The organism is Sanguibacter hominis ATCC BAA-789, from assembly GCF_012396185.1.
In the GTDB taxonomy this organism is placed as follows: domain Bacteria; phylum Actinomycetota; class Actinomycetes; order Actinomycetales; family Cellulomonadaceae; genus Flavimobilis; species Flavimobilis hominis.
Map to the genome: position 1 here is coordinate 270,317 of NZ_JAAXOW010000004.1, position 13,240 is coordinate 283,556.

The following is a 13,240-nucleotide window of genomic DNA, read 5'->3' on the forward strand; positions in this document are numbered from 1 at the left end:
CCGACGGGCCCGTAGGTACGCTGGGGTCGTGGACTCCTTCCTCGCGGCCCTGGGCGCACTCATCCCGTCTGTCGGGGTCTTCGCGCTGTTCTACCTGGCTATCCGCGCGATCATTCGCTCCGACCGCTCGGAACGTGACGCTCTCGCCGCATTCGAGGCAGAGGAACGCCTCAAGGAACGTGCCGCCCGTCGCGCCCAGGAATCCGGCCACACGGACTGATCGTTCATCTCACCCCCTGGTTGTCCGGCGCGTTCGTTTTGACGCGAGAGCCGTCCGCGTCAATAATCGCCTTATCGGGGGCGATCGTGCGCCTGCGGGCGTATTCTCAGATCGCCTGCAGGCTCTGAGAAGATTGGCGAGGTGAGAAACCATGGCGCAGAAGGTCCAGGTCATCCTGGTGGACGACATCGACGGTGGCGAGGCGACCGAGACCGTTTCGTTCGGTCTCGACGGTGTCACCTACGAGATCGACCTCAACGCTGACAACGCTGGCCAGCTCCGCGAGGCGCTCGCCCCGTGGATCGGGCACGGACGCAAGGTCGGCAGGTCGGCGGCCCCCCGCGCGGCACGTCGCTCCGGCTCGTCGCGCAGCTCGTCGAACGCGAACGAGATTCGCGAGTGGGCTCGCGCCAACGGCCATAAGGTCAATGACCGCGGACGTATCTCCGCGGAGATCAAGGCCGCATACGAGGCGGCCAGCTGATCTGATCCGACCGCGCAGCGGTCGACCCGAGAATGGGCCCTGCCGACCTGTCGGCTAGGGCCCATTTTCACACCCGCCGGCGTGCTGAGGAGTGCGCAACAACGAGCTCCGTACTACCCGCTGACGGGGCTTCAGAGCGACGCAGGAGAGCCCGTGCGCGATTCTCTCGCGCACGGGCTCTCGCTATTGCGGACGGTCGTCAGGGGCGCTCGAGAACCAGCTCGCGCGCCGCCGCATAGCGCTCCCGGACGAGGCGCGTCGTCGCGCGTCCCGCCTCGGACGTGTCCGCAGCGACGACCACCGGCTCCTCGAGCGACGTCGACCACGACGGCGCCTCGGCCGCGCCCGAGAGCGCCCACGCCGCCTGGCGCGCAGCGCCATCGGCGACGTACTCACCCGGTGCAGGGACGACGACGTCGACCCCGAGCACGACGGGCGCGATCGCCCGCACCGCGGGCGACTGCGCGCCGCCCCCGATCAGCTGGAGGCGCGAGACGGACGCGCCGTGCCGCTCGATCTCGTCGACGCCGTCGGCCAGCGCGCACAGCATGCCCTCGACCGCTGCACGCGCGATGTTCGTCGGCGTGCCCGTGCCGAGCTGCAGGCCGTGCAGCGACGCGGTCGCGGTCGGACGGTTCGGGGTGCGCTCACCCTCGAAGTAGGGCACGAGGACGACGCCCTCGGCGCCCGCGGGTGCCGACAGCGCAAGCTCGGCGAGACGGTCGTAGCCGACGCCGAGGAGCTGGCACGCCCAGTCGAGGACCCGGGACGCGTTGAGCGTGCACACGAGCGGCAGGAAGCGGCCCGTCGCGTCCGCGAAGCCCGCGACGAGGCCCGAGCCGTCCGCTGTGGGAGCCTCGGAGACCGCGCACACGACGCCGGACGTGCCGAGGGACATCGATACGTCGCCCGGCCGCAGGTTCAGGCCGAGCGCAGCGCCCGCGTTGTCACCCGCGCCCACGCCGACGACGGCACCGCGGGTGAGCTCGCAGTCGGTCACGCCTGCGCTCGCGCCGGGCGCGACGACGGCAGGGAGCGTGACGTCGTGGCCGAGCGCCCGCACGAGCAGGTCGCGGCGGTACTCGCCCGTCGCGGGGGACCAGTAGCCGGTGCCCGACGCGTCCGACCGGTCCGTCGTGAGCGCGTCGAGGCTCGGGGCTCCCATGAGGCGCCACGTCAGCCAGTCGTGCGGGAGGGCGACGGCGGCGACGCGCGCAGCGTTCTCCGGTTCGACACGGGCGAGCCACCGGAGCTTCGTGACCGTGAGCGAGGGGACCGGCACCGAGCCGATCGCGTCCGCCCACGCCTGAGCGCCCGCCGCGACGTCGCCGTCGCCCAGCTCGGCGATCAGGTCGGCAGCGTCAGGCGCAGAGCTCGTGTCGTTCCACAGCATCGCGTCACGGATGACGTTGCCGTCGGCGTCGAGCGCGACCATGCCGTGCTGCTGGCCGCCGACGGCGATCGCGGCGACGTCGTCGAGCCCGCCCGCGTCAGCGGCCGCCTCGACGAGCGCCGCCCACCAGGCGTTCGGGTCGACGGTCGTGCCGTCGGGGTGCTTCGCGCGGCCCGAGCGGACGAGGGCGCCGGTCTCGGAGTCGCGGATGACGATCTTGCAGGACTGGGTGGAGGAGTCCACACCGGCGACGAGTGCCATCAGTGTCCTTCGGGTGTGCGGCCACGGCGTCGTGACCGAGGGTGGATGAGGGTCGAGCCGCCCGGTCGTCGCTGGAGGGGCGAGGACCGGACGGCTCGGGGTGCTGCCTGGGAGTCGGCAGCGTCACCGGCGCTTGCAGGGGTACAGCTCCGGTGAGGTGGTCCTGGCGGACCGGACGGCTCAGCGCGCGCCGATGGCGTGCTCGAGAGCGAGCTGGTTGAGGCGGACGAAGCCGAAGCCGCGCGAGGCGACCTCGTCGACGTCGAGCTCCTCGAAGGCGGTCGGGTCGTTGAGCAGGTCGCTCAGCGTCTCGCCCTCGGCGAGGGTCGGCTGCGACAGCTCGTAGACACCGGCCTCCTCGAGGGCCTCCTGGACCTCGGGGTCCTCGCGGAACGCGATCGCGCGCTCCTTGAGCATGAGGTAGGTGCGGATGTTGGCCTCGGCCGACTCCCACACGCCCTTGAAGCTCTCGGTGCGCGAGGGCTTGTAGTCGAAGTGACGCGGACCGTCGTACTTCGGGCCGCCCGACGGGAAGCCGTTCTCGATCAGGTCGACGGTCGCGAACGCGGAGAACAGGTCGCCGTGACCGAACACGAGGTCCTGGTCGTACTTGATGGACCGCTGGCCGTTGAGGTCGATGTGGAAGAGCTTGTTCGCCCACAGCGCCTGGGCGAGGCCCGTCGTGTAGTTGAGGCCCGCCATCTGCTCGTGGCCCGTCTCCGGGTTCAGGCCGACGATGTCCTCGTTCTCGAGCGTCGAGATCAGCGCGAGGGCGTGGCCGATCGTCGGGAGGAGGATGTCGCCGCGGGGCTCGTTGGGCTTCGGCTCGAGCGCGATGCGGAGCTTGTAGCCCTTCTCCTTGATGTACGCGGCGACGGTGTCGAGGCCCTCGGCGTAGCGGTCGTGCGCAGCCTTGAGGTCCTTGGCCGAGTCGTACTCGGCGCCCTCGCGGCCGCCCCACATGACGAACGTGTCGGCGCCGAGCTCGGCGGCGAGGTCGACGTTGCGGATGACCTTGCGCAGGCCGTAGCGGCGCACGCGACGGTCGTTCGAGGTGAACGCGCCGTCCTTGAAGATCGGGTGGGAGAAGGTGTTGGTCGTGACCATCTCGACGGTGACACCGGTCTCCGCGAGCGCACCCTTGAAGCGCTCGAGGATCGAGTCGCGCTCAGCCGCGGAGGAGCCGAACGGGACGACGTCGTCGTCGTGGAAGGTGACGTGTGCGGCACCGAGCTCGGCGAGCTTGTGCACGGACTCGACCGGGTCGAGCCACGGGCGCGTCGCGCTGCCGAACTGGTCCTGTGCGTTCCAGCCCACGGTCCAGAGACCGAAGGAGAACTTGTCTTCGCGGGTGGGGGTGAGCGACATGGGGAGGTCTCCTCGTCGAGATTTGTTGTGTGGCTGAACTTATCGCCAGATTCGGCTAAGGTCAACCCATGAACGCAAGGGGAACGGGCGGCAGTGCCGCAGCCCGGACGAAGGCCACGTCTCGCGCGCACAGCACGGGCGCAGGAGCCAGCCAGTCCGCGATGCGCGAGCACAATCTCGGGCTCGTGCTCGAGCAGATCGTCGACGCGACCGAGCCCGTCTCCCGCGCCGACCTCGCCGTGGGCACCGGCCTGACCAGAGCGACCGTGTCCGCGCTCGTCGACCTCCTCGTCTCCGCGCGCATGGTCCACGAGCTCGAGCCCGTCGCGCGCCGCACCGCAGGACGCCCCGCGGTGCCCCTCGTCCCCGCACGCGGGACGATCGTCGGCATCGGGCTCGAGGCGAACGTCGACTACCTCGGCGCATGCGCGATCGACCTCGCCGGCAACGTCATCGCCGAGGAGATCGTCGAGGACGACTTCCGCCACTCGTCGCCCGACGAGGTCCTGCCCCTGCTCGGCGGCCTCGGCAGCCGCGTCGTCGACGCCGCGACCGCGCACGGCGCGCGCGTCGCCGGGGCGTGCCTCGCCCTCCCCGGCATCGTCGACCGCGTCAACGGGCCGCTCCGCCTCGCGCCCAACCTCGGATGGGCCGACGACGACCTCAGCGCCCTGCGCACGGTCGCCCCGTTCGACACCATCGGCGTCCGCGTCGCCAACGAGGCCAACCTCGCCGCAGTCGCCGAGATCCGCGCGCTGCACGCCGCCCGCCCGAGCTTCCTCTACGTGTCGGGAGAGGTCGGCATCGGTGGCGCCCTCGTCGACGGCGGCGTCGTCTTCAAGGGCGACCACGGCTGGAGCGGCGAGCTCGGTCACGTCACCGTCGACCCGAACGGCCCCGACTGCACGTGCGGCGCCGAGGGCTGCCTAGAGACCTACGCGGGCAAGGACTCCCTCATGGCCGCGGCCGGACTCGCCCGTGACCTGCCGGTCGAGGCGCTCATCGAGGCCGCGCGCCTCGGCGACACCCGTGCGCGCGACGCGCTCGCCCGCGGCGGCCGTGCGCTCGGCATCGCGCTGTCGTCGTTCATGAACCTCACGGACATCAACGAGGTCGTGCTCGGCGGCATCTACTCGCCGCTCACCGACTGGCTCGTCGATCACGTGCACCGCGAGCTCCACAAGCGCGTGCTGACCGCGCCGTGGGTCGACATGCAGGTCAAGGCATCGGTCTCGGGAACTCGTGCCGCCATGTCGGGCGCCGCGCTCTCCGTGCTGCGGCTCGTCGTCGCGAACCCGGGGGACTGGGGAGCCCTCGAGCCAGGGGCGTGGTCCGAGCTCGACGGGATCCCCGCACCCACGGCTGCGGACCACGCCGGAGCAGGACCGCGCCCCGCGGGCCTCGGCCCGGCCGGGCAGGAGGAGGACGCGTGAGGCTCTGGATCGGCACCTACCCGTCGCAGGACGGCGTGGTCCCCGCAGCCGAGGGGGTGTGGCGCGTCGACCTGCTCGACGACGGCACGCTCGTCGACCGCGGCCGCGCGGCGCCGCTCGCACAGGCGTCGTTCGTCGCCCTGCACCCCACCCTGCCCGTCCTCTACGCGACGCAAGAGCTCGAGCCCCAGGGAGCGGTCGCGGCGTTCGCGATCGGTGACCCCGACGACAGCGCGACGGCCCTGCGCCCGCTCGCGACGGCGTCGGCCGGCGGCGGCTTCCCGTGCCACCTCGAGCCTCTCGGCGCCGAGCTGCTCGTGTCCTGCTACGGCTCGGGCGCGCCCGGCTCCGCCGTCCTCGGGAGCGTCCCGCTCGCGACCGACGGCACCCCCGCGGCGGCCGCGCGGGTCCACGCGCACGACGGCGCGACCGGCCCGCACGCGGACCGGCAGGACGCGTCGCACGTGCACTCCGCGACGCTCGCCCCGGACGGCGCGCACGCGTGGGCAGCAGACCTCGGCACGGACCAGCTCGTGCGCTACCGCATCACCGACGGTGGGATCGAGCAGGACGGCGTGACGATGGCCATGCCTGCGGGCTCGGGCCCCCGGCACCTCGTGCTGCTGCCCGAGGGCGTCGCGATCGTCGCGTGCGAGCTCGACTCGACGGTCGCCGTCGTGCGGCTGCCCGGCGAGGGCGACGCGGGCGAGGTGCTGCAGGTGCTCCCGGCCTGCGCGACCCCTGCCGGAGACGGGCCGAGCCAGCCCGCGCACCTCACCCTCGACGGCACCGGCACGCGCCTGCACGTGGGGGTGCGGGGGCAGGACGTCCTCGCGACGTTCGCGGTCGCGCGCGGCACGGACGGCGTCACCCTCGCGCACCTAGCGGACACGCCCTGCGGGCAGTGGCCGCGGCACCATGCCGTGCTCCCAGGCGGGACCGCGTCCGCCGACGTCGTCGTCGTCGCGGCGCAGGGCAGCCACGAGCTGGTCGCGATCGAGATCGGCGCAGACGGTTCAGGGCGCGAGCTCTCCCGGCTGACGCTGCCCGTGCGTCCCTCGTGCGTCGTGCCGGTCTAGCGAGACACGGGCTCACGCTTCATCTGGGCGGAAAGAACCAGCGCCGACGCCCTGTCTCGGGGGATGACAGGGAGCCGGCGCCGGTGATCATGGGTCGCGTCAGGCGGAGATCCCCGCGCGGCCGAGCTCGATCGTCACGACCTCCGTCAGGAGCGGAAGGCACTTGCCACAGCTCCCGCCCGCGCGCGTGCAGCGCTGGACCTCGGTGAGGGAAGCGACGCCCGCCTCGTGGATGAGGCCGCGCAGCTCGCCAGCCGTGACGTTCGTGCAGTGACAGACGATGTGCTCGTCAGCGAGGTTCGCGGCGTCGACGACCGGGGCGTCCGGGTCGACGACGGCGGGCTCCGACTCGAGCTGTGCACGCAGCGCTGCGAGGCCGCTGAGGCCGGACGCTGGCGTGGTGGTTCCTGTCATGACTCCTACGTTCTCGCGGTTATTCACGGTCTCGCATGGGACTTCTGGCCTGGATCGGACGTATCCGTGCGGGAGAGGCGGAACCTCTCCTGCGGGTCCGGGGCCGCGTGTGACGCGTCCCGCACGTCAGGCTGGCGCTGACGGGCGGATACTTGTCGCATGGATCTGTGCTGCCCCACCGGCGTCCTGCACGCCCCGAGGCTCCTCCGGTGAGCGGGCGGGGCGACGGGCTGCGCGTCGCGATGGTGAGCGTGCACACGTCGCCGCTCGCACAGCCCGGCACGGGCGACGCGGGCGGCATGAACGTCTACATCACCGGGCTCGCGGACGCGCTCGCGCGCTCGGGTGCCGATGTCGAGATCTTCACGCGGGCGACGGCGTCGTCCCAGCCCGAGGTCGTCGAGATGGCCGACGGCGTGCTCGTGCGGCACGTGACGGCGGGACCGTTCGAGGGTCTCGACAAGAACGACCTGCCAGGACAGCTGTGCGCCTTCACGGCCGGCGTGCTGCGGACGGAGGCGTCGCGGCGCGTCGGCTGGTACGACGTCGTGCACTCGCACTACTGGCTGTCCGGGCAGGCCGGCTGGCTCGCCGCGGACCGGTGGGACGTACCCCTCGTGCACTCGATGCACACGATGGCGAAGGTCAAGAACGCGGCGCTCGCGCCCGGCGACACCCCTGAGCCCCGGGGCCGCGTGATCGGCGAGGAGCAGGTCGTCGTGGCCGCGGACGGCCTTGTCGCGTCGACGGCGCAAGAGGCGCACGAGCTCGTCGACCTGTACGACGCCGCACCCGAGCGGGTGCACGTCGTCCCGCCCGGGGTCGACCTCGACATCTTCGCGCCGTCGGCGACGCCGCGCGCAGCCGAGCGCCGCAAGCTCGGCCTGCCCGACGGCCCGGTCGTCCTGTTCGCAGGGCGCGTCCAGCTCCTCAAGGGCCCGGACGTGCTCGTCGAGGCCCTCGCGATCATGCGCGGCCGCGCGCTCGAGCGCGGGACGCTCGACGTGCTGCCGACCCTCGTGATCCTCGGCGGCCCCTCGGGCCGGCCCACCGCGGTGCGCGAGCTCGAGGCGCTCGCGCACCGGCTTGGCGTGAGCGAGCACGTCCTGTTCCGGCCGCCTGCCCCCCGCGAGGAGCTCGCGCGATGGTTCCGCGCGGTCGACGTCGTCGCCGTGCCGAGCCACACCGAGTCGTTCGGCCTCGTCGCGGTCGAGGCGCAGGCGTGCGGCACCCCGGTCGTCGCGGCCGCCGTCGGCGGCCTGCGGACGGTCGTGCACGACGACGTGTCGGGCGTCCTCGTCGACGGTCACGACCCGCGCCGCTGGGCGGGAGAGCTCGAGCGGCTGCTCGCGGACCCCGCACGCCGGGCGCGCCTCGGTGAGGGGGCGCTCGCCGTCGGCCGGTCGTACGGGTGGGACGCCGCGGCTGCGGCGATGCTCGACGTCTACGACCTCGCCGCGAAGGTGCGGCGCGAGCGCGGCTGAGCGCACGTCGTCGGCGATCGCCGGCGGCGCCGACCGCACGAGCCGGGAGGCACCGCGCCCGTCCCACGGCCGAAAGGTCCCTGCGTGCGCGGGCGCTCCGTGCGCAACAATGGGGACCATGACCTACACCCTCGTGCTGCTCCGCCACGGCGAGAGCGAATGGAACGCCAAGAACCTGTTCACCGGCTGGGTCGACGTGGCCCTCTCTGAGAAGGGCGTCGAGGAGGCGAAGCGCGGAGGCAAGCTCCTCCGCGACGCTGGCGTCCTCCCGGACGTCGTGCACACGTCCCTCCTGCGCCGCGCGATGAACACCGCGCACCTCGCGCTCGACGCCGCGGACCGCCTCTGGATCCCGGTCAAGCGCAGCTGGCGCCTCAACGAGCGTCACTACGGTGCGCTCCAGGGCAAGGACAAGGCCCAGACCCTCGCCGAGTTCGGCGAGGAGCAGTTCATGCTGTGGCGCCGCTCCTACGACGTGCCGCCGCCCGCGATCGAGGTCGGCTCGGAGTTCTCGCAGGACGCCGACCCGCGCTACGCCGACGCTCCCCAGGTCCTCACGGAGTGCCTCAAGGACGTCCTCGAGCGTGCGCTCCCGTACTGGGACGCGGAGATCGTCCCTGATCTCAAGGCCGGCAAGACCGTCCTCGTCGCCGCGCACGGCAACTCGCTGCGCGCGATCGTGAAGTACCTCGACGGCATCTCCGACGAGGACATCGCAGGCCTCAACATCCCGACCGGCATCCCGCTCGTCTACGAGCTGGACGAGGAGACCCTCAAGCCCGTCAAGCCCGGCCAGTACCTCGACCCCGACGCCGCGGCGGAGGCCATCAAGGCCGTCGCGAACCAGGGCAAGAAGTAACAGCAGGCCCCACGCACGACAGCAGGCCCGGACCGTGAGGTCCGGGCCTGCTGTCGTGCGTGGTGTACCGGCGCGCACGCCGGGTCACGAGGACCGGCTCAGGGCCGCGCCTCCTCGAACGCACCCGTCACGAGGTAGAGCATGCGCCGCGCGACGGACTCGCCATGGTCGCCGAACCGCTCGTAGTACCGGCCCAGCAGCGTCACGTCGACCGTCTCCTGCGGGGTACCCGACCACGTCGTGCCGAGCAGCGCCGCGAACGTGTCCTGGTGCAGCGTGTCGAGCAGGTCGTCGTCGCGCTCGATGTTGTGCGCGACCGTGAGGTCCCGCGTCGTGAGCAGCGTCGTCACGCGCCGCGCGACCCGCACCGCTGCGTCGTTCATCTGGGCGAACGTCGCCTCCAGGTCACCCGACACGGCGTGCCGCGGGTACCGGCCGCGCGCCACCTGGGCGATGTGCCGGGCGAGGTCGCCCATCCGCTCGAGCGACGAGCTGATCCGCAGCGCGGAGACGACGACGCGAAGGTCCGTCGCCACCGGCTGCTGCTGCGCGAGCAGCAGCACGCAGCGCTCGTCCAGGTCTCGCTCGAGCTCGTCGATCGCCTGGTCCTGCGCGACGACCTGCTGCGCGAGCTCGATGTCTGCCGTCAAGAGCGCCGTGCCTGCCTTGACGATCGCCTGCTCGACCAGCCGGCTCATCTCCGCGAGGTCGTCACCGACCTGCTTGAGCTCAGCCTCGAAGATCTGCCGCATGTCCACCTCGTCATCGTCCGAACGCCCGCACGGGCGCCTGTCTCAGCGAGCCTGCCAGGGCTGCGCGGCCCCTCGGTGAACACGAGGTCGTCCCTAGGTGAACACTTGTCGAGCGCTGCGCGACAAAGGGCTGCCACGCGGCCTGCGCCTGCGACGACGGCCTTACGCTGGGCCCGTGGACGGAATCGGGATGCTCATCGCCGGGGTGGTCGGGCTCGGCACCGGCGTTGTCGCGATGCTCGCGTTCCGGTACAGCGAGAGCAAGCAGCGGGAGTATCCCGTCGGCCCGCCAGCCGACCTCGACCAGGGTCTCGTCCGGGTGCTCGCTGTCCTGCGCTCTGCCGCGATCGTCCTCAACGAGGCCGACGAGGTGGTCCGCGCGTCGGCGCCCGCGTACGCGCTCGGGATCGTCAGGCACGACGCGATCGTGCACCGGGCGATCGACGACATGGTCGCCAAGGTGCGCGCGAGCGGCGAGATCCTCGACGAGGAGCTCGAGCTGCCGCGCGGCCCGTCGGGACGCGGCGACGTGCTCCTCCAGGTCCGGGTCGCGCAGGTCGACAGCCGGCACGTGCTCGTGCTCGCTGAGGACCGGACCGAGGCGCGCCGCCTCGAGGCGGTGCGCCGCGACTTCGTCGTCAACATCTCCCACGAGCTCAAGACACCCGTCGGGGCGCTCTCGCTCCTCGCGGAGACGGTGCAGGACGCCGCGGACGACCCGGAGGCCGTGCGCCGTTTCGCGGGGAGCATGCAGTCCGAGGCCATGCGTCTCGGCGCGCTCGTCCACGAGATCATCGAGCTCTCGCGGCTCCAGGTCGCGGGGGCGCTCGACGGGCTGCGCGCCGTGCCCGTCGAGACGATCGTCACCGAGTCGCTCGACCGTGCCCGCACGCCCGCCGAGAGCCGCAAGATCAGGCTCTCGGTCGCCGGCGACCTGACGGGCTACGTCTACGGCGACCACAACCTGCTCGTCACCGCGCTGCGCAACCTCCTCGACAATGCCGTGAGCTACTCCGCCGACGGCTCGTCCGTCTCGGTCGCGGTCAAGCGGGTCGACGACTTCGTCGAGCTGTCTGTCGTCGACCAGGGCATCGGGATATCGTCCGACCAGCAAGATCGCATCTTCGAGCGGTTCTACCGCGTCGACCCTGCGCGCTCGCGCGAGACCGGCGGGACCGGCCTCGGGCTCAGCATCGTCAAGCACGTCGTCGCCGACCACGGCGGTGAGATCTCCATCTGGTCCGAGCCGGGCCAGGGTTCCACGTTCACGATCAAGATCCCGGCCGCCCGCGCGCCCGAGGAGCTCGCTGCAGCTCCCGTCGTGCCATCGACGGGCGACCACGAGGAGGAACGCTCCGCATGACCCGCATCCTGGTCGTCGAGGACGAGAAGTCCTACGCCGAGCCGCTGACCTACCAGCTCGAGCGCGAGGGCTTCGAGGTGGTCGCCGTCGCGACCGGTCCCGACGCGCTCACCGCCTTCGACGACGGCGGCGCCGACCTCGTCCTGCTCGACCTCATGCTCCCTGGCCTCTCCGGGACCGAGGTGTGCCGAGAGCTGCGCACCCGCTCCAACGTCCCGGTCATCATGCTGACGGCCAAGGACACGGAGATCGACAAGGTCGTCGGGCTCGAGATCGGAGCCGACGACTACGTCACCAAGCCGTACTCGTTCCGCGAGCTGCTGGCGCGGATGCGGGCCGTCCTGCGACGTCACGCTGAGGTCGTCGCGGCGTCCGCAGCGGCGCCTGCGGCCCCTGTCGAGACGCACGACGACGGCGTCCTCACCGTCGGCGCCGTCCGCATGGACGTCGACCGGCACACGGTGAGCGTCCACGGCGAGGCGGTCGCGTTCCCGCTCAAGGAGTTCGAGCTGCTCGAGCTGCTGATGCGCAACGCCGGGCGCGTCCTGACGCGCGGGCAGCTCATCGACCGGGTGTGGGGCTCCGACTACGTCGGGGACACCAAGACGCTCGACGTCCACGTCAAGCGCATCCGCGCGAAGATCGAGAAGGACCCGGGCAGCCCCGTGCTGCTGCTGACCGTGCGAGGCCTGGGCTACAAGCTCGCGGACGACTGAACGGCAGGTGACGCGCGTTCACCTGGACGTCGCCGTCCCGACATCGACGCAGGTCAGCTGCTCGGCGACGCAGGAGAGCCCCCCGGAGGCGTCCCACGACTTCGGGGGGAGTTCATCCGGGGTTCACCGAGGAACTCCGGAGGGGTCACCTTGCCTTCCTAACGTCAGTCACGGATCGAGAGCGCACCGCTCTCGTCGCGCGGCCGACGAGGCCGCGACGTGATTCGCACAGGATGGAACTCCCAGTGACTCTCAGCCGCATCACTCGTTCTGGAGCAGTCCTCGCGGTGGGCGCTCTCGCTCTCGGCCTCGCTGCTTGCGGCAGCGACTCCGCCGAGCCGAGCAAGACGGGCGGCTCCGCCACCACCACGGCCCCCACCTCGGAGAACCTCTCCGGCATCCTCGCCGGCGCGGGCGCCTCCTCGCAGGGCAAGGCCATGGAGGGGTGGATCGCCGGCTTCGGTGACATCGCCCCTGACGTCTCCCTCAGCTACGACCCCGCCGGGTCCGGAGCGGGCCGCGAGCAGTTCCTCGCCGGCTCCGTGCAGATCGCGGGCTCCGACGCCGCGCTCAAGCCGGAGGAGCTCACCGCCGCGACCGAGCGCTGCTACGGCGGCGAGGCTCTCGAGCTGCCGCTGTACATCAGCCCGATCGCGGTCATCTACAACCTGCCGAACCTCAGCGCCGAGCACCTCCAGCTCTCCGCCGAGACCATCGCGAAGATCTTCAACGGCGACATCAAGAAGTGGAACGACCCGGCGATCGCCGCCGAGAACGAGGGCGTCGAGCTTCCTGACCTGGCGATCACGCCCGTCAACCGGTCCGACGAGTCGGGGACGACCGAGAACTTCGTCGAGTACCTCGCCGCCGCGGGCAACGGTGCGTGGCCGCACGAGGTCTCGGGCGACTGGCCCGTCGCCGGTGGCCAGTCCGGTCAGGGCACGTCGGGCGTCGTCGACACGGTCTCCGCGGCCGAGGGCACGATCGGCTACGCCGACGCCTCGCGCGCCGGTGACCTCGGCACCGTCGCGATCAAGGTCGGCGAGGAGTACGTGCCGTTCTCCGCGGAGGCCGCGGCCAAGGTCGTCGACGCGTCGCCGCGCGCCGAGGACGCGACGGACAAGCGCCTCGTCGTCGAGCTCGACCGCACCACGACGGAGGCCGGCGCCTACCCGCTCGTGCTGATGTCCTACTCGGTCGCGTGCTCGGTCTACGAGGACGCGGCGGACGTCGCCAACGTCAAGGCGTTCCTGTCCTACGTCGCCTCCGCCGAGGGCCAGGACCGCGCTGCCGACCCGAGCGTCGCGGGCTCCGCCCCCATCTCGGACGAGCTGCGCTCCGAGGTCCAGAAGGCGATCGACTCGATCGCCGTCAAGTGACGCCGAGGGGGGGGGGGGGGGGGGGGGGGGGGGGG

The 13,240-nt window shown here is 71.9% G+C and carries 13 protein-coding genes; 9 read left to right on the forward strand and 4 right to left on the reverse strand.

Going from position 1 to position 13,240, the window contains the following annotated elements; translation table 11 throughout:
* Positions 1-28 precede the first annotated feature (28 nt).
* Positions 29-220, forward strand: coding sequence for a hypothetical protein (locus HF995_RS12595; RefSeq protein ID WP_168448142.1), 192 nt, complete (start codon positions 29-31; stop codon positions 218-220).
* Between the two features lie 151 nt (positions 221-371).
* Complete coding sequence (locus HF995_RS12600; RefSeq protein ID WP_168448143.1) at positions 372-704, forward strand: histone-like nucleoid-structuring protein Lsr2; 333 nt, start codon at positions 372-374, stop codon at positions 702-704.
* Positions 705-903: 199 nt separating this feature from the next.
* Here HF995_RS12600 and xylB read toward each other — a convergent pair whose 3' ends face one another.
* The gene (xylB, locus tag HF995_RS12605; protein WP_168448144.1) at positions 904-2,358 is read right to left on the reverse strand and encodes a xylulokinase; all 1,455 of its coding nucleotides are present in this window, start codon (positions 2,356-2,358) and stop codon (positions 904-906) included.
* 180 nt (positions 2,359-2,538) lie between these two features.
* Entirely contained in the window at positions 2,539-3,726 is a 1,188-nt protein-coding gene (gene xylA / locus HF995_RS12610; protein WP_168448145.1) for a xylose isomerase, read from the reverse strand.
* Positions 3,727-3,794: 68 nt separating this feature from the next.
* On the opposite strand from xylA, the gene HF995_RS12615 reads away from it, so the two are divergent.
* Positions 3,795-5,159 carry an ROK family protein gene (locus HF995_RS12615; protein WP_168448146.1) on the forward strand — a complete coding sequence of 455 codons (1,365 nt, stop codon included), beginning with the start codon at positions 3,795-3,797 and terminating at the stop codon, positions 5,157-5,159.
* Positions 5,156-6,238, forward strand: coding sequence for a lactonase family protein (locus tag HF995_RS12620; RefSeq protein WP_168448147.1), 1,083 nt, complete (start codon positions 5,156-5,158; stop codon positions 6,236-6,238). The genes HF995_RS12615 and HF995_RS12620 overlap by 4 nt, the downstream gene beginning before the upstream one ends.
* Positions 6,239-6,337: 99 nt before the next feature.
* Here the strand turns inward: HF995_RS12620 and HF995_RS12625 are convergent, their stop codons facing one another.
* Complete coding sequence (locus tag HF995_RS12625) at positions 6,338-6,652, reverse strand: (2Fe-2S)-binding protein (protein WP_168448148.1); 315 nt, start codon at positions 6,650-6,652, stop codon at positions 6,338-6,340.
* A gap of 242 nt (positions 6,653-6,894) precedes the next feature.
* Between HF995_RS12625 and mshA the strand changes: the two genes are divergently transcribed.
* Together mshA and HF995_RS12635 are read left to right on the forward strand one after the other, a co-directional pair.
* Positions 6,895-8,136, forward strand: a complete 1,242-nt coding sequence (gene mshA, locus HF995_RS12630; RefSeq protein WP_168448188.1) for a D-inositol-3-phosphate glycosyltransferase — start codon at positions 6,895-6,897, stop codon at positions 8,134-8,136.
* A gap of 118 nt (positions 8,137-8,254) precedes the next feature.
* Positions 8,255-8,995 (forward strand): phosphoglyceromutase, encoded by a 741-nt coding sequence (locus HF995_RS12635; RefSeq protein ID WP_168448149.1) that lies wholly within the window; start codon positions 8,255-8,257, stop codon positions 8,993-8,995.
* A 98-nt stretch (positions 8,996-9,093) separates the two neighbouring features.
* On the opposite strand, the gene phoU is transcribed toward HF995_RS12635, so the two are convergent.
* Positions 9,094-9,747, reverse strand: a complete 654-nt coding sequence (phoU, locus tag HF995_RS12640) for a phosphate signaling complex protein PhoU (RefSeq protein WP_168448150.1) — start codon at positions 9,745-9,747, stop codon at positions 9,094-9,096.
* 190 nt (positions 9,748-9,937) lie between these two features.
* Here phoU and HF995_RS12645 point away from each other — a divergent pair, with 190 nt between their 5' ends.
* The 3 genes from HF995_RS12645 to pstS all read left to right on the forward strand — a co-directional run bounded on the left by HF995_RS12645 (position 9,938) and on the right by pstS (position 13,205).
* Complete coding sequence (locus tag HF995_RS12645; RefSeq protein ID WP_168448189.1) at positions 9,938-11,110, forward strand: sensor histidine kinase; 1,173 nt, start codon at positions 9,938-9,940, stop codon at positions 11,108-11,110.
* Positions 11,107-11,826: a response regulator transcription factor gene (locus HF995_RS12650; protein ID WP_168448151.1), complete on the forward strand. Its 720-nt coding sequence runs from the start codon at positions 11,107-11,109 to the stop codon at positions 11,824-11,826. The genes HF995_RS12645 and HF995_RS12650 overlap by 4 nt, the downstream gene beginning before the upstream one ends.
* 233 nt (positions 11,827-12,059) lie before the next feature.
* A complete protein-coding gene (gene pstS, locus HF995_RS12655) occupies positions 12,060-13,205 on the forward strand; it encodes a phosphate ABC transporter substrate-binding protein PstS (protein ID WP_168448152.1) in 1,146 nt (381 codons plus the stop codon).
* Positions 13,206-13,240: the final 35 nt, after the last annotated feature.